This is a genomic window from Brevundimonas sp., from assembly GCF_046295595.1.
In the GTDB taxonomy this organism is placed as follows: domain Bacteria; phylum Pseudomonadota; class Alphaproteobacteria; order Caulobacterales; family Caulobacteraceae; genus Brevundimonas.
On record NZ_JBKBMX010000025.1, the window covers coordinates 15,944 to 38,257 of the forward strand.

Genomic DNA, 22,314 nt, shown 5'->3' on the forward strand with positions numbered 1-22,314 from the left:
GGCAGCAGGCAGCAGATTGAAGGCTCCGCTGACCGCCACAGCCATCCCTTGCACCCGCCGGAGACGGGCTTCACTACTTTCTGCCGCCCGCTGCCCGCTGCCCGCTGCCTACTGCTGCCTGCTGCCTGCTGACTCAGCTCCAGCCCTGGCTGGCGATATACTGCTCCAGCGCCGCGATCCGGCTGGCGTCGGACGGGTGGGTCGAGGCGAACTCCGGGGTCGAACCCTGCCGTTGCTGCGCCATCAGCCGCCACAGGGCGATCGACTCGGACGGCCGGTAGCCGGCGCGTTGGAGATAGTCGACGCCCAGCCGGTCGGCCTCCAGCTCGTGCCGGCGCGAGAAGGGCAGCAGCACGCCCAGCTGGGCGCCCAGGCCGCCGATCGCGCCGGCCGCCTGGGCGTAGTCGCCGGCGGCGCTCTGGACGCCGCTCAGCACCACGCTGGTCGCCGCCGTCGACGAATAGCGCTCCGCCGCGTGACGGGCGACCACATGGCCGATCTCATGGCCCAGCACGGCCGCCAGCTGATCGTCGTTGCGGACCAGGCCCAGCAGCCCGGTGGTCACGCCGATCTTGCCCGAGGGCAGGACGAAGGCGTTGGGGCTCTCGCTGACGAACACCGCATAATCCCAGCTGCGACCGGTCAGACCCGCGCCCTCGACGATCCGGGCGCCGACGCGGCGGACGCGGGCGTTCGCCGCCGCGTCGCGCGAGACCGGTTGGGTCCGCAGCGCTTCGGCCCAGGCCGCTTCCGACTGCTGGGTCAGGGCCCCGTCGTCGACGATCAGGAACTGGTTGCGGCCGAGGGTCTCGTTATAGGCGCAGGCCGCGGTCGACAGGGCGGCGATCGCGGCGATCACAAGGAGGCGGGGACGGTTCATGGGGGTTCCTCTTCAGCTTCGCGGCACAACGCGCGGCCGCGGCGGACGCTCCCGCCGTCGCCCGGCGGCGCAACGAAAAACGCCCCGGTCGCGGGGACCGGGGCGTTCTTTTCTCTGGCCCCGCCCGAACTAGTCGGGAAGACGGAACCGCGTGGTCCAGTTGACCCGGGCGTTGACGGCGGCGCCGTCCACGGTCCGGGGCGACAACCGGGCCCGTCGGGCGCCCGCTAGGGCCGCTTGGCCGAACCCGGCGCCTGAGGGGTCTTCCGACACGATGTTGCAGTCGGAAAGGCTGCCGTTGGCGTTCACGAGGCAGTTCAGGGTGACCGAACCGTTCGAGATGCCGCGCGACTGGGCGCGGGTCGGGAACTCGATCGACGGCTGTCGCGACCAGCTCGGGTTGGTGATCACCGACGGCCGCGGCGGCGGAGGCGGCAGCGGCACCGTCACCGGCCCGTCGATCCGGCCAGGCGGGATCGTCGAGGCGATCCGGTCTTCCTTCGGCGTCGGCGGCACCGGAAGCGGCGGCACCGGGATATTCACCGGAAGAGGAGCGGGCACCCGCACCTGCAGCTTGGGCGGCGGCGCCGTTTCGGGCGGCGGCGGCGGAGGCGGCGGGGGCGGAGGCGGCGGCGGGATCGGCTCGATCAGCTCGACTTCGATCGACTCATCCGAATAGTTCACCTCGCGCAGCTTGAACTGGGCGTTGATGAAATAGAAGGCGAGCAGGGCGAAGAGCAGGCTGACGACGACGACGCTGGCGATGAACACATGCGGGGGAACCCCGAAAATGCCCTTCGCCTTCGGCGGGTCATAGAGGCTGCGATGATATTCGACTTCAGTCATGTTCTCACCGCTCCCACTATGTCGCTTGGTCTTCGCCGACCAGGGCGACGCTGTAGAAACCACTGTCCTGCAGGGCGTTCATGACCTGCATGAAGTCGCCATACCGGGTCGTCTGATCGGCGCGGATGAAGATCCGCTCGTCCGACGGCGTCGAGTTGCCGATCAGGTCGAGCAGCTCGATACCCACCGAGTCGATATCGACCTCGTCATCCCCGAGATAGACCCGGGAATTGGCCTGGATCGAAACGTAGAACGGCTTCGGCGGGTTGGGAGCCATCGGCGCGACCGCGACCGGCAGTTTCACCTCCACCGACACGGTGGCGAGCGGAGCCGCCACCATGAAGATGATGAGCAGGACGAGCATGATGTCCACGAACGGCGTGACGTTAATCTCGCTGTTCTGCTCGATGGCGTACCTGCCGCCGCCGCCACCGGAGAGTTTGGCGGCCATCCGACTTACGCCCCCTTGTCGAGGTTACGCGACACGGCGTTCATCAGCTCGGCGTTGAAGCCGTCCGAACGGGTGCCATAGGACGCGATGCGGGTGTTGAAGTAGTTGTAGAAGATAACCGCCGGGATGGCCGCGAACAGGCCGATGCCGGTGGCCAGCAGCGCCTCGGCGATACCGGGGGCGACGACGGCCAGGTTGGTCGTGTTGGTGTTCGCGATGCCGATGAACGAGTTCATGATGCCGTAAACGGTGCCGAACAGACCGATGAAGGGCGCGGTCGAACCGGTCGAGGCCATGAAGCCCTGACCGCCCGAAAGGCGCTTGGCCAGACCGGCCTGCACGGCGTTGACGGCGGCCTGGGCGCGGCCCGTGGCGGTGTCGAGGTGATCGCCGGTGACCGAAAGGCCCGCCTGACGCGACAGTTCGATTTCGTCGGTGGCCGCGGCGGCCATGTCGGCCAGCGGGTTGCCTTCAAACTCTTCCGAGGTCGCCACGCGACGCATGTCGGCGATCGTGCGGGTCTGACGGAAGGACTCGAGGAACTGGTCGGTCTTGCGGTTCAGGGCGCCGAATTCAAACAGCTTGATCAGCAGGATCACCCAGGTGAACACCGAGGCCAGCAGCAGGCCGATCATCACCGTCTTAACGACGATGTCGGCTTCCATGAACATGCTGGCGGGCGTCATCTTGCCGTGCGCGCCTTCTGCCGGCGCTTCTTCAGCGGCCGGGGCCGCTTCGGGGGTCGGGGTTGCAGCCGCGTCAGCGGCGGGAGCCTCGGCAGCCGCGGGGGCGGCCGGAGCGGTGGCATCCTGCGCGAGGACCGGCGTACCAGCCATCAGGACGGCGGCGCCGGCCATGGCCAGGAGGATGTTGGTCTTCTTGATATCGAGCATAGTTCGCCAGTTCCTGCTTGTTTTGGTCTGACTTGTGGAACCCTGAGAAGCGGCCGCAGACGACGACCGCTCCCCCATGAAATTTCGTTCTCAGCGTGGGGACCTGAGATCCCCGGACTGCGGAACGCCTCCTGACGCTTCCGGTTGCCTTTCGGCGCCCGGGGCGGTGTCGACGACGCGGGATTTCTGAATCCCGCTTCCGCCGACCGCGCGCCAAGAAAAGCGGTCAAGCTCCTTTGGCGAACGGTTACCAGAGCGTCAAGTGCGCAACGGCGCTTTTCCCCTCCGGGGTGAGCGAACCCGTTCAAAGCCAAGGATTCCGCCGGAACGCGACAATTTCATGATCGTTGGACGGCGGTTTCCGGCGAGGCCGCGCACGATGGTGCCTGGGGGCGGATTCGAACCACCGACACGCGGATTTTCAATCCGCTGCTCTACCAACTGAGCTACCCAGGCGAGGCGTCCATTCGCGAGAGCGGCGTCTATAGGCGAGCCGTTTTCAGGTGTCCAGCGGTCTTGTCAGCCTTCGTCGTCGTCGCGCGAAGGCGTCTCCTCTGCACCGCCGGGCGCGACATAGGACCCGGCGAACCAGCGCTGCAGGTCGATGTCGGCGCAGCGTTTCGAGCAGAACGGCTTGTATTTCGCGTCGGCCGGCGCGCGCCGGCAGATCGGACAGGTCGCCATCGCCTCAGCCTTCATCGATCTGCACGCCGTCCGACAGCGCCGGATCGGCCTTCACCCGCGCCCGCGGCCCCAGCCGCGCCGCCAGCGTCTCTACCCGCGCCGCGATCGCCGGCGGACACCGCAGCGTCAGATACGGCGCCGCGGTATCGTTCGCCAGCGCCAGCTTCAGCCGCCGCACCGCATCGATCGCCCGCGTCTCAGCCGTCGGCCGCCCGTCCGGCCGCGGCAGCCGCTCATCGACCGGCGTCGTGCGCCACGGCAGCGACAGCATCAGCACGCCGAAGCGGTTGACCGGCCCGTAGCCGATCGCCGGATCGCCCCCGAACGCGGACCCGAAAGCCGACTTCGCCGCCGCCAGCATCGCCGCGCCGTCGTGGCCGGTCCCGACCAGATCGACCGCCACCAGTCCGCCCCAGCCCTTGAGCCGGATCAGCCGCGCCGCCTGCATCAGCCCGTCGCGGTTCGCCCGGGCCTTGTCCCGCCGGCCGTCGCGGCCGGGGGCGGCGGCGTGATCGATATCCACCGCAACCAGCGCCCGCGTCCGTTCGACCGCCAGCCGCACGCCCGCATGGGCGAACAGCGCCCATGAAGCCAGAGCCTCCTCCTCCGCCTCCAGACTGGCGCGGATCGCCGCCGCCCCGGTGCGCGGCTCGACGCCCGGCGCCAGCCGCGCCAGTTTTTCCGTCACGCTGGGCCCGGGCCGCAGCAGCCGCGGCTCCCCCTCCCCGGCCCCGATCAGGCCCAGCGTCGGACCCTTTTGCTCGCGCGGTTCGGCCGAGACCTCGACCTCGACCTTTGCGCCCACGGCGAACCGGTCGCTCTTGCGCAGCGGCAGGAAGCCAAACGGCTCCCCGGCCCCGAGGTCGATGAACGCCCCTTTCAGCCCCGCATCGACGGCGGCGACCCGCCCGATCGACCGGGCCTCCAGCCGGTGCTGCGGGACATCGCCGTCTCTCTCGATGATCAACTGCTCGAACCGGCCGGCCCGGACGACCACGCCGCGGACCTCTCCGGGCGTGTCGTCCACAAAGGTCTCGACCCCGCTCACTCCGCCCGCCAGCTGGCTCCGGCCAGCAGATTGACGGTCTCGAACAACGGCAGACCGACGATGGCGGGATAGCTGCCGACGATTCGTGTCACGAAAGCCCCCGCCCGGCCCTGGATGCCGTAGCCCCCGGCCTTGCCGCGCCATTCACCGGATCGGACATAGGCGGCGATCTCGGCGTCCGACAGCACCTTGAAACTGACCCGCGCCTCGACCACCCGATGCCGCGTCACGCCGCCCGCGGCGACGGCGACGCCGGTGAACACCCGGTGATTGCGCCCCGACAGCAGTTTCATGAACCGCACGGCTTCGGCCTCGTCGGCCGCCTTTTCCAGCAGTCGACGCCCCACCGCCACCACCGTATCGGCGGCCAGCACCACGGCCTCCGGCGCGCGCCCGGCCACGACCGTCGCCTTGGCGCGGGCCAGACGGGCGGCGAGACGCGGCGGGGTCTCGTCCTTCAGCGGCGTTTCGTCGATGTCGGCGGGTTCGATGCGGTCGGGCGTGATCCCGACCAGCGCCAGCAGTTCCACACGGCGCGGGCTGGCCGACGCCAGCACCAGTTCAGGACGGCTCATCCGAGCCCGTCCTTACTTGAAGCGATAGGTGATGCGGCCCTTGGTCAGGTCGTAGGGCGTCATCTCGACCAGGACCTTGTCGCCGGCCAGCACGCGGATGCGGTTCTTGCGCATCTTGCCGGCGGTGTGGGCGATGATCTCGTGATCGTTCTCGAGCGTCACGCGGAACGTCGCGTTCGGCAGCAGTTCGCTGACGACGCCGGGAAACTCGAGCAGTTCTTCCTTAGCCATGCGGCCTCTCGCGCCCAGTGAATACAGGTCTGAACGCGCGCCGGGCGAAAGCGCGCGTCGAAAAGAGCGGGCCTAATGCCTGAGATCGCGCCGAAAGTCGAGGCGACGCGCAGGAGTGATTAGTGGTTAGTGATTAGTGGTTGGCCGCTTCACTGGCGGCGGAAGGGCGGCGCGAACCGCTCCGTCGCCCAGGCCCCAGCCAACCACTAATCACTAACCACTTCTCCCCTACCCCCGCCGGTACAACGCCGTCACCAGGGTGAACAGCCGCCGCGCCGTCTCGTGGTCGACGGCGATCTTGCCGTCCAGCCGCGCCTTCAGCAGCTCGGCGCCCTCGTTGTGCAGACCGCGCCGGCCCATGTCGACGGCTTCGATCTGACCCGGCGAGGTGCCGCGCAGAGCTTCGTAATAGCTGTCGCAGATGCCGATATAGTCCTTCACCACCTTGTTCAGCGGGCTCAGCGACAGGCCGTGGGCGCGCGAGAACGCCGGCCCGGCGATGTCGAACACCAGCCGTCCGTCCAGCAGCGACAGCTTCAGACCATAGGGCCCGCCGGTCGCCCCGGCCGGCTCGAAGCTGTTCTTCTCGACCAGGTCGAAGATCGCCACCCGGCGTTCATGCTCGATCTCGGCCGTCGCCGCCGGCAGGGTGGCCGGATCCAGCTCGACCGAGGACAGGCGGTGCTCGCTCACGCCGGCTCCGGCCCTTCGGCCAGATGGCTCGGCGCGACCCGCGCGGGCCAGCGCTCCGACAGATCCGTCAGCACGGCGTCGAGGCATTCGACGTCGATGCGCAGATCTCCCCCGCCGGCGAACATCATGATGACCCGCCCGCCCGGCGCCTCGTCCGGCACGAAATCCATGGCCAGCAGCTCCAGGGCGTGCTCCGGTCCGCGCGGCAGGCGGCGGCTCTTGACCGACAGCACGTCGCCGAACTGCATCGCCGACATCACCCGCGTGCCGCCGCATTCCCAGCAGAACCGGCTCAGCGCCAGCGTCACCCGCCGCGCCGCCGGCTCCCAGACGATATCGACCGGCCGCAGGATCGCGTCCTGCAGCGCGGCCGAAATGATGTGCAGATCGTCGGCGTCCTCGGCCAGCAGGCGCAGAGGCTCGACGGCCTGACCGCCCGGAACGGCCCCGGCGTCCGTGTCGGTCCCGGCGATCGTCGCCTCAGTGCTCATGGTCGTCGCCCTTGATCCGGCGGATTTGCGCGCCGCAGGCCCCGAGCTTCTCTTCCAGCCGCTCGAAGCCGCGGTCCAGATGGTACACGCGTCCGACCGTGGTTTCGCCCTCGGCGACCAGACCGGCGATGACCAGGCTGACCGAGGCCCGCAGGTCGGTGGCCATGACCTGGGCGCCGTGCAGCACACCGACGCCCCTGACCACCGCCTCGCCGGCGTGGACGTGGATGTCGGCGCCCAGCCGCATCAGCTCCGGCGCATGCATGAAGCGGTTCTCGAAGATGTTCTCGTGAATGACGCTCTCGCCCTCGGCGGTGGTCATCAGCGCCATGAATTGGGCCTGCAGATCGGTGGCGAAGCCGGGATAGACCTCGGTGGCGACGTCGACCGCCTTCAGCCGCACCGCCGGGTCGCGTTTGACGATCACCCCGTCCTCGGTCGGCGTCACCTCGACGCCGGCGGCGACCATCTTCTCGCCCAGCGCCGTCATCAGCTCGGGTCGCGCCCGGGTCAGGCGCACCTCGCCCCCGGCCATGGCCGCCGCCACGGCGTAGGAGCCCATCTCGATCCGGTCGGCGATGACCGGCCATTCGGTCCCGCCCAGCGAGCCGACCCCGGTGATGACCAGTTCATGCGTGTCGATGCCCTCGACCTTCGCCCCCATGGCGACGAGACAGCGGGCCAGATCGCCGATCTCCGGCTCGCGCGCGGCCTTCTTCAGCACCGTCGTCCCGTCGGCCAGCACCGCCGCCAGCAGGGCGTGTTCGGTCGCCCCGACCGAGACGAACGGGAACTCGATCTCGGCGCCCTTCAGCCCCTTCGGCGCGCGGGCGATGACATAGCCCTCGTCCAGCTCGATCTCGACGCCCATGGCGGTCAGGGCGTGCAGGTGCAGGTCGACCGGCCGCGCGCCGATGGTGCAGCCGCCCGGCAGCGACACCCGCGCCTCGCCGGTGCGCGCCAGCAGCGGCCCCAGCACATTGAACGAGGCCCGCATCTGCCGGACCAGATCATAGGGCGCGAAGCTGGAGGTGATCTGCGCCGCGTGGAACAGCGTCTCCTGCTCTTCCCCATGCCCGTTCTCGGTCACCTCGACGCCCAGCTCGCGCAGCAGCCGGCCGAGGAATTTCGTGTCGGCCAGGCGCGGCATATTGGTTAGGCGCAACGGCTGATCGGTCAGGATCGAGGCGGCCATCAGCTTGAGGGCGGAATTCTTGGCGCCGCTGACCGGAATGATTCCGTTCAGCCGGGCGCCGCCTTGGATGGCGATGCTGTCCATATCGTCTCTACAGACCGGCGCGGGTGCGCCGGGGGCCGGCTATCTAGCCCGGACAGCAGCGATTGCGAAAGGCCATCCGTCGCGTACGGCCGATGACATTCAGTTGCTCGGCTTGGCCGGCCTGATCGCGCGGGCGGCCGCCTTGCGCCGCTTCAGATTGGCCCTGAGCGCCGTGGCCAGCCGCTGCGCCCGGGCGCTGGCCGGCGTCTTCGGCGGGGCCAGCGGATCCGGCAGGCTGGCCGGCAGGTCTGGCAGGGGCGCTGGAATCTTCGACTCATCCATGAGGCGATGAGACCCGCCGCCAACCTTTTTCGCAAGCAGGGGAATTCGGGCTTTCCCCTTTGTCCCCGGTTGGCTATACGGCCGCTTCCTCAGTTTCCGCCGCCGTAGCTCAGTGGTAGAGCGCATCCTTGGTAAGGCTGAGGTCGTGGGTTCGATTCCCCCCGGCGGCACCACTCTGAACAAAGGCCCGATCCCCCGGATCGGGCCTTTTGTTATGGCTGATCCGAGGTTTGCGGGCCGATTTCCGGCCACCGGCGCGACCGTCCGTCGTCGGCGGCGGACCCGACGCCGTAGCCGTAACCGGCGCCCATCCGGGACCGGGGATAGGTCAGCCCGCCCGCGTCATAGCCGCCGTAGCCATAGGCGTCGTGGCCGTATCCATAGGGATAGCCGTTCTCGACCTGACGGTAGCTGAGGTCGAGGCGACCGCTCTCTCCGATCGGCAGGGACATGGCGACGCCATAGTCGCGGTAGCCGCCGGTGCCGACGCCGACGCTGACCTGGCCATGGGGTTGGCGGTCGTCCCGCCATACCGGCGAACCGTCGAGCGGAGTCGGGTCGACCGACCGCGCGGTCAGCCACCGGGCGATCTGTTCGTCGCTGGTCAGGCCGTCGACCGCGGTCGGGGTCGGAGCCGGCAGCGGGGCCGGCCCCTCGGTCGCGTCCAGCGCCACCGCCGTGGCGGGGGCGGTGGCGACGACGCCATCCTGGGGTCCGGCGGGATCCCACGCCGTCGGCCCGGTCAGGACCGCGGACATCAGCACGGCGGTGATCAGCATGGGCTCGGCTCCTGCAATATCGTCACCCTAGCGCCAAATGCGGCCATGGTCAGGCGGCTCCATCTCCGCGCTGCAACGGATCGGGCAGGGCTTCGCCCTCGGGTACGAAGGACAGGGCGACGGAGTTTATGCAGTAGCGCAGCCCGGTGGGTCCGGGGCCGTCCGGAAAGACATGGCCCTGATGGCTGTCGCAGCGTGCGCAGCGGGTCTCGGTCCGGGTCATGCCGTACGACCGGTCGGTGATCGCCGTCACATGGGTCGGATCGACCGGCTCGGTGAAGCTGGGCCAGCCGGTGCCGCTTTCGAACTTGGTTCCGGTGCGGAACAGCGGCAGGCCGCATTCGCGGCAGCAGAACACGCCGGGGCGTTTCTCGCCCAGCAGCGTGCCGCAGAACGGCGCCTCGGTGCCGTGGGCCAGCAGGACGCGCTTCTCCTCGGGCGACAGATCGGCCTCCAGCCGCGCCCGCTCCGCCGCGTCGGGCGGGGTCAGATCGAAACCGGAGGGGGAACGGAGGGCGGGGGCGATATCGGTCATGCCCCCGACATAGGAAGGGCCGGACGGGGGTTCCACCCCGTCCGGCCCTGTATTCAACCCGCTGAAGCAGCGCGAAGCGCGGTAGCGCTACTGAAACAGCGTCCCCACCCAGGCGCGGACAGCGGTCTCGTCGACCGGATCGCCGGTGTAGACCAGGCCCTGGGCCGGAACGAACGGCTGGTTGTTGCCGCGCTGACGCGAGGTCCAGGCCTTGTGACCATAGGCCAGGTCGGCATAGGTCGACGGCAGACGCTGCACGGTCTGCTCGATGAAGATCGAGTCCGCGGCCGTGGTCGAACCGGCGATGCGCACGTTGGGCAGGCGGCTGACCAGGTCGAGGGTGTCGAGGCAGCCGCCCGAGCAGCCGGCGTCGACCAGCACCACGACCGGGCCTTGCACCGGGTTGGCGGCGGTGGCGTCGGCCGTGGTCGCGGCCTGCGGCTGGGTGAAGCTGGGCTGACCCGCGGCGAGGGCGGCGTCGAAGGCGGCCAGCACGGCCTCGGTCTGGACGATGACCTCGGGCGCCTCCTCGGCGAAGCGGGCGTTCTGCTTCATCCGCTCGATCACATCGGCGTACCACTGGCGGTTTTCCGGCGTGGCGCGATAGGTGAAGTCGCCGCCGGTCGGCTGGCGGCTCTGGGTGAATTCCGAGCTCCACAGACGGTTCAGCACGCCATAGCCGCGCGCCGTCGAGCCCAGGTTCGACGAGCCGCCGCCGCCGCGCAGGTCCAGCACGAAGCCTTGCGGCCCCTGGATGGCGGCCAGCTGGCCTTGCAGCTGGGCGTTGAAGGCGTCCCAGCCGGCGTCGTCGGCGAACGAATGGACGTGGATCCACGGCCGGCCGTTGACGGTCTCGACCGCCAGCGGCACGGCGCTGGGCGCATAGACGGTGGCGCGATAGGCGGCCTCGAGACTGGCCGCGTCGACCGGAACCGGCTTCAGCTCATAGTCGCGCTCGCGGCGGCCGACCTTGAATTTGCAGGTCGACGGCGTGCCGCCGGTGTAGGGGTTGTTGCGGTTCCACAGCAGATAGGGGGCCGAGGTGATCCGGCCCGCCTCGGTGGTCAGGTCGCCCTCCCACAGGTCCAGCTTGGCGGTGGCGTAGTCCTCGATCGGCGTCAGGTTGCATTCGGTGACCACCGCGCCGACCGGCGGCAGGCCGCGCACGCCCCGCTGCGCATAGGTCACGACGTATTCGCCGTTGCGCCAGCCGGTGGCCAGGCCGGCCCAGCTGATCGCCGAGAAGCGGTCGGCCGCGGTCTCGTAGCTGGGGCGGATGACGATGTTCGAATCGCGGAAGCCGGCGGCGTAGTAGCGCAGCAGATAGGCGTGGCTGGAGCCGCTGGTCGACTGGCCGGTCTTGGACAGGGCGTCCTGCAGGCCGGCGTCGATCCAGGCGCGGAAGGTGTCGCTGGCCGCGCCGGGGACGACCGGGGCCGGGTGGTTGGCGGCGATCGCGTCGTGCGCCGCCTGCAGGTCCTGGCGCGCCAGGGTCCGGAAATCCTGGGCGAAGACCGAGCCGGCGCTGAGCGAGAGCATCAGGGCCGCGGTCGCGGCGACGGGTAGGATACGGGACATTGAGTCGGGCTCCGGGGCCGTGAGAACAGGGAACGGGCAGCGTTAAAGCCCATACCGGCGGGGCTTGCCAACCCCGTACCGGGTTCGGACGAACGCCCCCCTTGGTTTACTCCCGCCGGATCGGGGCCTAATCGGGGCGCTTCCCTCACGCCGCGATCACGTTCGCTTCAGCTTCAAAGACGCCAAAGACCGCAGCATGTTTTCAAAGATCCTGGTCGCCAACCGCGGCGAAATCGCCGTCCGCATCATCAAGACCTGCCGCCGCATGGGCATCAAAACCGTGCAGGTCTATTCCGAGGCCGACGCCGGCTCCCTCGCCGTCGAGATGGCTGACGAGACGGTGCTGATCGGCCCCGCCCCCGCCGCCCAGTCCTATCTGCTGGCCGACCGGATCGTGGACGCGGTGCGGCAAACGGGCGCGGAAGCCGTCCACCCCGGCTTCGGCTTCCTCAGCGAGAACGCCGGCTTCGCCCGCCGCCTGCGCGACGAGGGAATCGCCTTCATCGGCCCCAACCCCGAGGCCATCGAGGCCATGGGCGACAAGATCAGCTCCAAGAAACTGGCCGCCGAGGCCGGCGTCTCCACCGTCCCCGGCCACATGGGCCTGATCGAGACGACGGAAGAGGCGGTCAGGATCGCCAATGAGATCGGCTATCCGATCATGATCAAGGCCTCGGCCGGCGGCGGCGGCAAGGGCATCCGCGTCGCCCATTCCGACGCCGACATGGCCGAGGGCTTCGCCGCCGTGAAGGCCGAGGCGCTGAACGCCTTCGGCGACGACCGCGTCTTCCTCGAGAAATTCATCATCGACCCGCGCCACATCGAGATCCAGGTGCTGGGCGACAAGCACGGCCATGTCGTCCACCTGTTCGAGCGCGAATGCTCGATCCAGCGCCGCAACCAGAAGGTCATCGAGGAAGCCCCCTCCCCCCTGCTCGACCCCGAGACCCGCGCCGCCATGGGCGCCCAGGCCGTCGCCCTCGCCCGGGCCGTCAACTACGACAGCGCCGGCACCGTCGAATTCGTCGCCGGTCAGGACAAATCCTTCTTCTTCCTCGAGATGAACACCCGGCTCCAGGTCGAGCATCCGGTGACGGAGCTGATCACCGGGGTCGATCTGGTCGAGCAGATGATCCGATCGGCCTGGGGCGAGAAACTGGCGTTTGCGCAGGACGACCTCGCCATCAACGGCTGGGCCATCGAGAGCCGCATCTACGCCGAGGACCCCTACCGCGGCTTCCTGCCCTCCATCGGCCGCCTCGTCCGCTACGAGCAACCGCAGGAAGGCCTGCACGACGACGGTTACATCGTGCGCAACGACTCCGGCGTCCGCGAGGGCGACGAGATCTCCATGTTCTACGATCCCATGATCGCCAAGCTGTGCGCCTGGGGCGAGACCCGCGACGCCGCCCTGACCGGAATGGCCCGCGCGCTGGAGGACACCCACATCGCCGGCGTCGGCCACAACATCCCCTTCCTGTCGGCCGTCATGGACCAGCCGCGCTTCCGCGGCGGCAATATCTCGACCAGCTACATCAAGGACGAATTCCCCGACGGCTTCCACGGCCTCAGGCCCGACGCCCGCCAGACCCACATCCTGATCGCCGCCGCCGTGGCCATGAACGAGATCGCCGCCGAACAGTCCGGCGACCCGTCCGACCGCACCGACTGGGTCGTGCTGATCGACAAGACCCCGCACGGCGTCGACCTGTCCTATGACGCCGACGAGGCCCTGCTGCTGGCCTTCACCGGCGGCGGCCACGCCCGGCTGACCGACATCGACTGGCGCCCCGGCCTGGCCCAGTTCCGCGCCGGGCTGGACGGCGAGCCCTTCACCGCCGAGGTCGCCCGCGTCGCCGACGGCTTCTCCATCCGCCATCGCGCCGCCCGCGCCCGCGTCCGCGTCCTGACCCCGCACACGGCCGAGCTCTACGCCCGCCTGCCGGAAAAGGTCGCCGCCGACACCAGCAAGCTGATCACCTCGCCCATGCCCGGCCTCGTCGTCGCCATCCCGGTCGTCGTCGGCCAGGAGGTCAAGACCGGCGAGACCGTCGCCATCATCGAGGCCATGAAGATGCAGAACATCCTCAAGGCCGAGCGCGACGGCGTGGTCAAGGCGGTCAGCGCCAAGGCCGGCGATCCGGTGGCGGCGGACGATGTGCTGGTGGAGTTCGGGTAGGGGCCAACTGGGCAACCGCCGAACGCCGGCGTTCGGCTAGCCCGGCGGGATGGAGTGATTGACCGACCTACTCCATGTCGGCGAGAACTTGCGCAGCCAGAACCCGCGCACTTGACGCGTTGTGAGACCAGCCGGCCACTGCGCTTGCGCCCACTACTTCCGATGGTCGGAATCGCGCCAAACCTACGTCTTTCTCGATCTCATCAGCACGCACGTCGTAGGACGCATGGCGTAGGGCTTCGACGACTGATTGTTGGAAGGCGATATCCTCGGCGCGGCCAATCGGCCAACCATTGCGATCAAGTGGTTCCATCTGCTGCGCGCGAAGAATCGCCAATATGAAAGTAGCGCAGGTCAGACCGCTTGCATTTCTAGTAATAACTAGATGCCCGGTAGCTCTTTCAAACTCAATACCCACGTCACTCAACCCGTAAGGGGTCTTGGGCATGTTCGTTGCCACTGCATTGATATATGCGGTCAACGACGCCAGATTCTCAGGTTCTATTTCCGCGATCTCTGCCCAGAACAGGTCTTCCGGAAATGCGTCCTCAATGCGAAGCCTGTAATGACCTGAAAGGTGCAGTAGCTTGACGCCCCCTCCGTCCACTCGAAACAGTAGCCCGGCGTGGCGACCATTCGCCATTATAGCCACGGACGGTCTCTTAAGTTGAACAGCGGGATCGAAGAGTGCAGCTGACCGAACGATCATGCATACAAGCCACGCAGGACCTTGCGAGCATCCCGTCCCTGCTCCTCTATAATTTGAGCCGCTCGGTCACGTAGTGGGGCCCAAAATGGAAGCCGGCCGCGCGCGTTAAACGAGGTGCGCAATAGGGTTACCGCAGCCGCAAGGTTTAAGCTTCGGACAAGCAATGGCCCTACGTGAGCAGTTAGGTGAGCCTCTTCACCATTTTCTAACAAGGCGCTGACGCTCTGGATCAGTTTAGTCAGTTCTGATTCACTTACGCTCGGGGACGAAAGATATGGAACCCAATCCGGCGTCCGGTCGGCTGCCCAAGACGACAATCCAAGCGGGACGATCCTTGTCGTTTTTGAGTCTGGCAAGAATGCTCGATCAAAAGTAATTCGCTTGTAAACAACGCCCTTAGACCGCGAATATCCGGCGCTTCTCGCCACCTTCCCTTTGGCGGCCGACCCAAAGGAGAGAATACCGCGAGAGCTTACCCTTTGCGCAGGCGAGCGCGTTGTCACTGACGGGGTCGTACGTTCTATCCAGCAATCCATTGTCATTGCTCAAAGATCTCCGCCAAGCGGCTCGTCACCTCAGCTCTGTCCATCAGCCCTTGGTCGATGATGTTAGCCAAAATAGTGCCCGCAGTCTGAAAAGCAATCTCTGGCGACATGCGTACATGGGCGGTATCGCGATACTCCATTTTGGTGCTGATGCCATTTAGGAGCATTCCAGTGCTCTCGCCGTTTTCCATCCTGCGTTTGATCAACTGTTCGTGCGCATTCGGGAGAATAGTTAAAACCACCAGTTCGATATTTCCACCGTGTACGAGTACGGCATAGCTGTCCGCGATGTGCACCACCAAATTTGGAGACTGGACGATGGGAATCGTGTCGTCGAGGACTTCATAGAGCCTCTCAGCGTCGCTTTCCGTTTCGTTATCTGACATTCCATCCTCGCGCGGGCTGGCCACGATCCACCGATCGCAACTGATTCTACCTCTATCATGCAGTTGGTTCGTAACCACCAGCTTGATGCAACCGCCCCTCCTCACACCCACCTGACCCTCGGCCTCCGCTCCCCCTCTGGCGTGTCCACCAGCAGATCGGTCACCGCCCACACCAGCCCAGCGACCCCGCCGGCCCATCTCGCCCCCGAACGCCATCAGCTCGTCCTCCAGCGCGTCGAACGGCCCCGCGTGGCGGCTGCGGCCCTGTTCGGGGGAGGGCGGCGACGGGCTCGGCGCGGCCCCAGGGAGACGTGGGCGCCGCCAGGTCCTGGCGTCGCGACGGGATGGGCACCGGTCGGGACCCGGCCGGGCGCGGCGGGGGTCTTCAGGGCGGTCCCCGCCCGGGCCGGCCATCCGATGTTCCCGCGGCGTTCGGCCAGTCCGCATTGGGAGCCTCGACCGAAACGGGCTACGAATAGGATTTGATTTACCGGATTCGGCGATCATGCGCTGCCGGGGGGCGCCAACTGCAGGAGACCGGCCCGAGTGGCGCGCATTCTTATCGCCGATGACGACCCGCTTCTCAGGGCGCTGCTCCAGTACCGGCTAGCCGCCGACGGCAACGAGGTGTTCGCGGTGGAGCACGGCGGACTGGTCCTGCCCGCCGTCGATGAATACCGGCCCGAGCTGATCGTCCTCGACGCGATGATGCCGGTCATGGACGGCTTCGAACTCCTGCGTCGGTTGAAATCCGGCCCGACCCCCGACCCGACCCCCGTCATCATGCTGACCGCGCTCAAGCGCGAGGCGGACATCGTCGGCGCGCTGCAACTCGGCGCCGCCGACTACCTCGTCAAACCCTTCATTCCCGACGAGTTGTCGGAGCGTATCCGGCGCGTCCTGTCCCAGGAATCCGGCGGAGAGGATCATGCTGCCAGTGCTCGCGGTTCCGGTTGAGGTCGCCGCCCAGGTCCAGACGGACCCCCAGGCCCTGTATGAAGCGGCGGTCGCCGACCGCCTCGCCGGTCGCCCCGCCCGGGCGGTGGAACGACTGGAGCGGGTTCTCGTCCTGCGCCCGGCCGACGTCGACGCGCGGCTGAACCTCGGCCTCGCCCTGCTGGCCCTCGACCGGGTGGCGGAGGCGGAGGCCGCCTTCCGCACCGTTCTGGATCAGGCCCCGGGCTACGTCGACGCCGAGGTCGGCCTCGCCCGCGCCGCCGAGCGCCGCGGCGACCGCGCCGCGGCGCGCCGCCACGCCGAACGGGCGGCCGCCCTGTCCCCCGAACGCGAGGACGTCGCGGGTCTGAACCGGGCGCTGGCCGACATCCCGTGGCGCATCGACATCGGCGCCGCGCGAAGTCGCCTGTCCGGCGGCCTGCCCGACTGGACCGAAAGCCGCATCGGCGTGTCGCGCACCCTGACCGGCGGATGGGCCGTCGGCGGCGCCGTCGAGCGGACCGAGCGGTTCGGGCGCACCGACGTCTACGCCGAGGCCCGCCTCGACCGGCGGCGGGGCCAGGGCGATATCTACGTCGCGGTGGGCGGAACGCCCGACGCCGACTATCGGCCGGAGGTCGTCGTTCTGGCGGGCGGAAGCCTGCCCGTCGGCCCCGGCCTGCGGGCGACGCTCGATGGATCGGCGGCGCGGTACCCGAGCGGTTCGGTCGAAAGCCTGACCGCCAGCCTGACCGCGGCCCTGCTGGCCGACCGCCTTGAACTCGGGGTCCGCTGGATCAATGTGCGGGACGAGCGCGACGAGCACCGCGCCGGCTATGCCGTCCAGGCGACCTGGCGGGTCACGGACCGCTTCCGCCTGAGCGCCGGCCGCGCCGACGCGCCCGAGGCCACGGAGGGCGTCGTCACCGAGGTCGTGGCGACGAATCTGGGCGCGGCCTGGGACCTGACCGACCGCGTGACCCTGCGCCTCGGCGTCGTCGACGAAGACCGCGGCGCCTACGGGCGTGACGAGCTTTCGCTCGCTCTCGGCTGGCGCTTCTGACGTGACCAGCCTCGTCGGCCTCTGGTGGGCCTCCCTCGTCATGGGGGCGGTGGCGCTGATCTGGATGACCGGCCTGATTCTGGCCCGACGCCGCCGCGCCCGCGCGGACAGTCGCCGCGAACTCGATCAGCGTCAGGTGCGGTCGGCCATGCTCGACATCGTCCAGGGCTCCGGCGACGCGACCGCCCGGTTGAGGCCTTTCCGGCGGCAGGCCCGGCTGATGTCGGAAACCTTGCTGGAATTCCTCGCCATCGTGCGCGGCGGAGAAAAGGCGGCGCTTGTCGCCGCCTTCCGGTCGCTGAATATCGATGACCGGATCCGGCACCGCCTGACCCGCGGCGGCAAACAGGGCCGCACCCTCGCGGCGGAGGCCATAGCCGCCTTCCCCGGCCCCGAAACCGTCGATGTCCTGCAACGGCTGATGCGCGAGGATCGCGACCCCGAAGTCCGCATCGCGGCGGTCCGGTCGCTGATCGCTCTCGATGCGCCTCCCACCCTGCGTGATCTGATCTCGGACCTGCGCATCCGCGGCGTCAGCGACTCCCTGCTCTACCTGCCGGTGGTGCTGCGCATGACCCGGCTCGATCCGGAACAGGCGCTCGCGCTGTTCGCCGACCCGGCGATCAGCCTGACCGCCCGCACCCTGATCGCCGGGGCGCTGGGCGAGTGCGGCGACTATCGCGCGGTCATGCCGCTGTGCGAGGCCGCGTCCGATGCCGATCGCGCGCTGCGGATCGCCGCCGTCCGGGGCCTCGGGGTGCTGGCCCACCCCGCCGCCGCCGCCGCCATCGTCCAGGCGCTGGACGATCGCGAATGGGAGGTCCGCTCGGCCGCCTGCGAGGCGGCCGGACGCATCGGGCTGACGGAGGCGCTGCCAGGCCTGGTCCAGCGTCTGACGGATTCCGAATGGTGGGTGCGGTTCCAGGCCGCCGAGGCCATGACCCGCATGGGCCCCGCGGGCCTCGCCCGACTTCGCGCGGCCGCCGGGGACGACATCGACGTCATGCGGCGGGCGGCGTCCATGGCCCTGGCGGAGAACGGCCTGACCATGGAGCCCGCGCCATGATCGACGGCGTCCCCGCCGTGCTTGCCGGCCTTGCCGCGCTGATGGCCCTGTTCGTCATTGTTGTCGGCCTGCTGCAGAACCTGGTCTACCTCGTCCAGCTGGGGCTGGCGGCGGCGGCCCTGATCGAGCGCCCCCCGGCGCCGGAGCCCGGCCTGCTCTGGCGCCGCTACGCCGACGCCTCGCCGCCGATCGCCCTGCTGGCTCCGGCGTTCAACGAGGCCCTGACCATCTCCCAGAGCGTGCGATCCCTGCTGTCGCTGCACTATCCGAATTTCGAGGTCATCGTCGTCAACGACGGCTCGACCGACGAGACCCTGCAGGTCCTGATCGACGTCTTCGAGCTGCGGCCGTTGCACCGCCACTACGACCTGGCCATCGACCACAAGCCGATCCGCGGCGTCTATGGCGCTGCCCACCAGCCCCGTCTGATCGTCGTCGACAAGGAGAACGGCGGCAAGGCCGACGCCCTCAACGCCGGCATCAATGTGTCGCGGGCGCCGATCTTCTGCTCGATGGACGCCGACTCCCTGCTCGAGCCCGACGCCCTGCTCCGCGCCGTCCAGCCGTTCATCGAGGAGCCGGACCGGACCGTCGCCGTCGGCGGCACGATCCGCATCGCCAACGGCTGCCGCATCGAGGACGGGCGCGTCATCGAGGTCCGGGCCCCGCGCAACCTGCTCGCCCTGTTCCAGACCGTCGAATACCTGCGCGCCTTCCTCATGGCCCGGCTGGCATGGAGCCGGATCAACGCCCTGACCATCATCTCCGGCGCCTTCGGCCTGTTTCGCCGGGCCCGCGTCATCGAGGTCGGCGGCTACACCCGCGACACCGTCGGCGAGGACATGGAGCTGGTCGTCAAACTGCACCGGCTGATGCGCGACAAGGGCCTGCCCTGTCGCGTCGCCTTCGTCCCCGAGCCGGTCTGCTGGACCGAGGCGCCGGAAAGCCTCGCCGTCCTCGGCCGTCAAAGATCCCGCTGGCACCGGGGCGCGCTGGAGACCTTCGAGCGGCACTGGCGCATGCTGTTCATGCCGCGCTACGGCCGGGTCGGCTTCATCGGCTTCGGCTACATCCTGCTGGTCGACGTCGTCGGTCCCGTCGTCGAGCTGCTGGGCTTCATTCTCATTCCGGTGCTGTGGGCGATGGGCGTGCTGTCGATCGAATATCTGCTCGCCTTCCTCGCCGTCAGCTTCACCTTCGGCGTGGTCATTTCGGTCGGGGCCCTGGCCCTCGAGGAGTCCGAGCTGCGCCGCTTCCCCCGCGCCAGCGACCTGGTCCTGCTGACCGCCATCGCCGTTCTGGAAAACTTCGGCTACCGCCAGCTCAACAACCTGTGGCGGATGCGCGGGATCTGGCAGTACCTGCGACGCAGCCAGTCCTGGGGAGCCATGACCCGCAAGGGCTTCGCCAGCCGCTAGGGCGACGCCGCCCTCACAACTGCCGCACCCTCGGCCCCCGCTCCCCGTCCGGCGCGTCGACCAGCAGGTCGGTCACCGCCCACACCAGCGCGTCCGCGCGGTCCAGCGAGCCGGCCGCCTCCATCTCGCCGCCGAACGCCATCAGCTCCTCCTCCAGCGCGTCGAACGTCCCCGCGTGGTGGATGCGCCCCTGTTCGTAGAGGGCGGCGACGGGCTCGGCGCGGACGTATTTGCCGCGCGAGGCGTGGACCTCCCGGATCTTCAGCGTGCAGCCGGCGGTCTTCAGCACCGCCTTGACCATGTCGCCGCCCTGGTTGACCTCGGCGACCAGGGCCGTGGCCCCGAATTCGGCGGCGAGGGCGACGGCGCGGCGGGCCCAGGCGTCGGGGCCGAGCCCGGCGATCGACCGGTCGGCGAGGATGACGGCGCAGCGCACCCCGTCGGCGCGGCGGTAGCGGGCCGCCGCGATCAGGCCGCAGGCGTCGCCGCGCGCGGTGGCGGTGGGGTCGATGGCGACGATGGTGCGGTCGTAGGGGGGCGGTGATGGACCGTCTCCCTCCCCGTCCCGGGGAGGGTGGTCGCCGGAGGCGACCGGGTGGGGGCGGCCCGGCGAGCGACCCGCCGGAGCCTGTCTCGCCGGGCCCTCCCCACCCGGCCGCTGCGCGGCCTGCCCTCCCCCGTCGGGGGAGGGAGAAGGAAGCGGCGCCCTCGCCCGCGCCATCATCGCCGCCGTGAACAGGGCCCCGTCCAGCTCGACGATCTTGCCCTCCAGCTCCTGCGCCGCCCGCCGCGTGCCGCCGTACAGGGCGTGCAGGCCGTCGAGGAAGCCGCAGGACAGGTGGTCGGCGTTGTCCGCCGTCGGGGCATGGGTCAGGGCGCAGGTCGCCTCGTCGCGCAGGCGGACGAGGGCGCGGGTCGGGCGCGGGGTGGTGGTGACGACGAGGCGGGGGTGGGTCGGCGCCCCCTCCACCCCTTCGGGGTCCCCCTCCCCATCGCTGCGCGACGGGGAGGAGACGCCGGGCGTTCCCGTCTCCTCCCCACGCAGTGGGGAGGGGGACCGCGAAGCGGTGGAGGGGCGAAGCGGCAACCGCAGTCCCATCCGCAACAGCGCCAGCGTCTCAGCCGCCCCCCTCGGCCCCGACCCGCGCCAGGCGCAGAACTCATCCGCCCAAGCCGCGCTGAACTGCGGCCCGCGCAGGCTGTCGGGGTCCTCGGCCGAAAACGCATAGGCCTGACAGCCGTTGGCGAAGATCAGGCGACGGCGCGAGCTCTGGAATTTCGGCCGCGTCGCCCGGGTCCAGCGCGGCAGCGAGCGGATGCCGCTGACGCCCTCGATCATCACCTCGCGCACATCGTGCAGGGTCGGGCCGATCAGGGCCAGGCGGCCGCCGGCGCCGAGGAGTTCCGCCTGATCGGCCAGCCAGCTGGCCCCCGCGAGGGTCTTGCCGGCCCCGCGCCCGCCGAGAAACAGCCAGGTCGACCACGGGCCGCCGTCGGGAAGGGCCCCGGGCGGGCTCTGGGCGTCACGCAGGATCACCGGCGGACCGGCGGGGGCGTCGCCCTCCGCTTCATCACCCCCTTCCGCTCCCGCCCGCGGACGGCCCCCGCGCCACCCCATCAGCACCCGGCGAACCATTTCCACCATCCGCAGCCGGCGCGTCACTTCCAGGTAATCGTCCAGCCGGGCCCGGTCGTCGGCCTGGGCCAGAAGGGTCGCGACCGATCGTTCCGGATTCACCGCGTCGAGCACAAAGCCCTCGCGTCCGCAGGCCAGCCGCACCCGCCCGTCTTCCGTCACCTCGACGATCAGCGGCGGCGGCCCCTTGGGCAGCGTCGGAACGCCGACGTCCCGTTTGCGCATCCCGGCCTTTTTGGCCTGTTTGTAGATGGTGCTGACCGAGACCCGGTATTCGGCCGCCAGCGCCCGGATCGGCTCGCCCGCCACATACCGGACCAGCAGTTCGCGCCATCGTCGGGGAGTCATCCCCGAGGGGCTCTGCTTGTACGGCTTGTCATCGGGCCATGGGGCCTTCGACGCGCCGCCCGTCTGATCTGTTCTGTGTGCGTCCTTGCTCATGCCGGCATTATCCGCCGGCTTCTTCCTGTGGCGGGTTGTGGACGCTGGGCCGGGAGCCCGGTTGAAGAAAATCAACGGCCTGGGCGGAATTATTATGGAGGCAGGGCGCGGATTGTCAGCGGGGATCGGCGGCCTGTGCGCACCCTCCCAACCGCCCGCGGGCCGCTCGGGATGACAAGGGCGCGCGCCCTACCGCCCCAGCAACTGCGACCAGCGCCAGCCGCTGGTCCCGAACACCACCCGCCCGCCGTCGGCGAAGGCGATCAGCACCAGACCGCGCATCGGCTGGCGTCGGCAGGCTTCGGGGGCGAAGGCGACCTCCAGGGCGATGGCCTGACGCAGGCCGGCGAGGCCCTTGCCGGCCTGGCCGGGCGTCCGCACCCAGTCGCCGTCCCAGACCAGCAGGGCGCGGCCGCCGGCGGTGCGATGGGCCTGACCCACGGCGGCGCGGACCTCGGGGTCGGCGCGCAGGGCCTGTTGCAGCCGGCCGATCATGTCGCAGCCCGCGCCGTCGCCGCCCGGTCCGGAGCCGGCGCCCTGCCCCGATCCGGTCCCCTGCCCCGATCCCGCGCCCTGTCCGGCGCCGGAACCGGCCGTGGCGGCGCCGGCCAGCCGCGCCTCGCTGACGGTGGCGAAGACCGGCGCCATGACGGGGGTCGGGGCGGCGACGGCCGCGGGCTGGGGTTCGAC

The 22,314-nt window shown here is 69.3% G+C and carries 23 protein-coding genes, 2 tRNA genes and 1 pseudogene; 6 read left to right on the forward strand and 20 right to left on the reverse strand.

Annotated elements, in window-relative coordinates; all coding sequences use genetic code 11:
• Positions 1-133 precede the first annotated feature (133 nt).
• The 13 genes from ACK4JY_RS13655 to ACK4JY_RS13715 all read right to left on the reverse strand — a co-directional run bounded on the left by ACK4JY_RS13655 (position 134) and on the right by ACK4JY_RS13715 (position 8,353).
• Entirely contained in the window at positions 134-880 is a 747-nt protein-coding gene (locus ACK4JY_RS13655) for a M48 family metallopeptidase (protein WP_409606605.1), read from the reverse strand.
• Positions 881-1,009: 129 nt separating this feature from the next.
• Complete coding sequence (locus ACK4JY_RS13660) at positions 1,010-1,726, reverse strand: energy transducer TonB (RefSeq protein WP_409606606.1); 717 nt, start codon at positions 1,724-1,726, stop codon at positions 1,010-1,012.
• A 16-nt stretch (positions 1,727-1,742) separates the two neighbouring features.
• Positions 1,743-2,177, reverse strand: a complete 435-nt coding sequence (locus ACK4JY_RS13665; RefSeq protein WP_409606608.1) for a biopolymer transporter ExbD — start codon at positions 2,175-2,177, stop codon at positions 1,743-1,745.
• 5 nt (positions 2,178-2,182) lie between these two features.
• On the reverse strand, positions 2,183-3,070 hold the full coding sequence (gene exbB / locus ACK4JY_RS13670; RefSeq protein ID WP_409606646.1) for a tonB-system energizer ExbB: 888 nt from the start codon (positions 3,068-3,070) through the stop codon (positions 2,183-2,185).
• A 380-nt stretch (positions 3,071-3,450) separates the two neighbouring features.
• Positions 3,451-3,526 (reverse strand) — tRNA-Phe (locus ACK4JY_RS13675).
• A gap of 63 nt (positions 3,527-3,589) precedes the next feature.
• Entirely contained in the window at positions 3,590-3,754 is a 165-nt protein-coding gene (locus ACK4JY_RS13680; RefSeq protein WP_409606610.1) for a DNA gyrase inhibitor YacG, read from the reverse strand.
• Positions 3,755-3,758: 4 nt separating this feature from the next.
• Positions 3,759-4,802, reverse strand: a complete 1,044-nt coding sequence (locus ACK4JY_RS13685) for an RNA-binding protein (RefSeq protein WP_409606612.1) — start codon at positions 4,800-4,802, stop codon at positions 3,759-3,761.
• Positions 4,799-5,377, reverse strand: coding sequence for a Maf family protein (locus tag ACK4JY_RS13690; protein ID WP_409606614.1), 579 nt, complete (start codon positions 5,375-5,377; stop codon positions 4,799-4,801). Before ACK4JY_RS13690 ends, ACK4JY_RS13685 begins: the two co-directional genes overlap by 4 nt.
• A gap of 12 nt (positions 5,378-5,389) precedes the next feature.
• Complete coding sequence (gene infA / locus ACK4JY_RS13695) at positions 5,390-5,608, reverse strand: translation initiation factor IF-1 (protein WP_003164348.1); 219 nt, start codon at positions 5,606-5,608, stop codon at positions 5,390-5,392.
• A 228-nt stretch (positions 5,609-5,836) separates the two neighbouring features.
• Positions 5,837-6,301: a UPF0262 family protein gene (locus ACK4JY_RS13700; RefSeq protein WP_409606617.1), complete on the reverse strand. Its 465-nt coding sequence runs from the start codon at positions 6,299-6,301 to the stop codon at positions 5,837-5,839.
• Positions 6,298-6,792: a DUF2948 family protein gene (locus ACK4JY_RS13705; protein ID WP_409606618.1), complete on the reverse strand. Its 495-nt coding sequence runs from the start codon at positions 6,790-6,792 to the stop codon at positions 6,298-6,300. The genes ACK4JY_RS13700 and ACK4JY_RS13705 overlap by 4 nt, the downstream gene beginning before the upstream one ends.
• A complete protein-coding gene (gene murA / locus ACK4JY_RS13710) occupies positions 6,782-8,071 on the reverse strand; it encodes a UDP-N-acetylglucosamine 1-carboxyvinyltransferase (RefSeq protein WP_409606620.1) in 1,290 nt (429 codons plus the stop codon). The genes ACK4JY_RS13705 and murA overlap by 11 nt, the downstream gene beginning before the upstream one ends.
• A gap of 99 nt (positions 8,072-8,170) precedes the next feature.
• Entirely contained in the window at positions 8,171-8,353 is a 183-nt protein-coding gene (locus tag ACK4JY_RS13715) for a hypothetical protein (protein WP_409606622.1), read from the reverse strand.
• A gap of 98 nt (positions 8,354-8,451) precedes the next feature.
• Here ACK4JY_RS13715 and ACK4JY_RS13720 point away from each other — a divergent pair.
• Positions 8,452-8,526 (forward strand) — tRNA-Thr (locus ACK4JY_RS13720).
• 39 nt (positions 8,527-8,565) lie between these two features.
• Here the strand turns inward: ACK4JY_RS13720 and ACK4JY_RS13725 are convergent.
• The 3 genes from ACK4JY_RS13725 to ACK4JY_RS13735 form a co-directional block, all read right to left on the reverse strand.
• Positions 8,566-9,132, reverse strand: coding sequence for a hypothetical protein (locus tag ACK4JY_RS13725; protein ID WP_409606624.1), 567 nt, complete (start codon positions 9,130-9,132; stop codon positions 8,566-8,568).
• Positions 9,133-9,181: 49 nt separating this feature from the next.
• Positions 9,182-9,667, reverse strand: coding sequence for a peptide-methionine (R)-S-oxide reductase MsrB (gene msrB, locus ACK4JY_RS13730; RefSeq protein ID WP_409606626.1), 486 nt, complete (start codon positions 9,665-9,667; stop codon positions 9,182-9,184).
• Between the two features lie 87 nt (positions 9,668-9,754).
• Positions 9,755-11,245 (reverse strand): hypothetical protein, encoded by a 1,491-nt coding sequence (locus ACK4JY_RS13735; protein WP_409606628.1) that lies wholly within the window; start codon positions 11,243-11,245, stop codon positions 9,755-9,757.
• Between the two features lie 196 nt (positions 11,246-11,441).
• On the opposite strand from ACK4JY_RS13735, the gene ACK4JY_RS13740 reads away from it, so the two are divergent.
• The gene (locus ACK4JY_RS13740; protein WP_409606630.1) at positions 11,442-13,424 is read left to right on the forward strand and encodes an acetyl-CoA carboxylase biotin carboxylase subunit; all 1,983 of its coding nucleotides are present in this window, start codon (positions 11,442-11,444) and stop codon (positions 13,422-13,424) included.
• 67 nt (positions 13,425-13,491) lie between these two features.
• On the opposite strand, the gene ACK4JY_RS13745 is transcribed toward ACK4JY_RS13740, so the two are convergent.
• Positions 13,492-14,067: a hypothetical protein gene (locus ACK4JY_RS13745; protein WP_409606632.1), complete on the reverse strand. Its 576-nt coding sequence runs from the start codon at positions 14,065-14,067 to the stop codon at positions 13,492-13,494.
• A 604-nt stretch (positions 14,068-14,671) separates the two neighbouring features.
• Positions 14,672-15,088: a hypothetical protein gene (locus ACK4JY_RS13750; RefSeq protein ID WP_409606634.1), complete on the reverse strand. Its 417-nt coding sequence runs from the start codon at positions 15,086-15,088 to the stop codon at positions 14,672-14,674.
• 522 nt (positions 15,089-15,610) lie between these two features.
• On the opposite strand from ACK4JY_RS13750, the gene ACK4JY_RS13755 reads away from it, so the two are divergent.
• The 4 genes from ACK4JY_RS13755 to ACK4JY_RS13770 are packed head-to-tail and all read left to right on the forward strand — an operon-like array spanning position 15,611 to position 19,547.
• Positions 15,611-16,021 carry a response regulator transcription factor gene (locus ACK4JY_RS13755; RefSeq protein WP_409606636.1) on the forward strand — a complete coding sequence of 137 codons (411 nt, stop codon included), beginning with the start codon at positions 15,611-15,613 and terminating at the stop codon, positions 16,019-16,021.
• Positions 15,993-17,063, forward strand: coding sequence for a YaiO family outer membrane beta-barrel protein (locus ACK4JY_RS13760; protein ID WP_409606638.1), 1,071 nt, complete (start codon positions 15,993-15,995; stop codon positions 17,061-17,063). Before ACK4JY_RS13755 ends, ACK4JY_RS13760 begins: the two co-directional genes overlap by 29 nt.
• Position 17,064: 1 nt before the next feature.
• Positions 17,065-18,129: a HEAT repeat domain-containing protein gene (locus tag ACK4JY_RS13765; protein ID WP_409606640.1), complete on the forward strand. Its 1,065-nt coding sequence runs from the start codon at positions 17,065-17,067 to the stop codon at positions 18,127-18,129.
• The gene (locus ACK4JY_RS13770; protein ID WP_409606642.1) at positions 18,126-19,547 is read left to right on the forward strand and encodes a glycosyltransferase; all 1,422 of its coding nucleotides are present in this window, start codon (positions 18,126-18,128) and stop codon (positions 19,545-19,547) included. Before ACK4JY_RS13765 ends, ACK4JY_RS13770 begins: the two co-directional genes overlap by 4 nt.
• Positions 19,548-19,560: 13 nt before the next feature.
• Here ACK4JY_RS13770 and ACK4JY_RS13775 read toward each other — a convergent pair whose 3' ends face one another.
• Positions 19,561-21,624 carry a terminase large subunit domain-containing protein gene (locus ACK4JY_RS13775; protein ID WP_409606644.1) on the reverse strand — a complete coding sequence of 688 codons (2,064 nt, stop codon included), beginning with the start codon at positions 21,622-21,624 and terminating at the stop codon, positions 19,561-19,563.
• Positions 21,625-21,813: 189 nt separating this feature from the next.
• Positions 21,814-22,314: pseudogene (locus tag ACK4JY_RS13780) on the reverse strand (hypothetical protein); the annotation flags it as partial.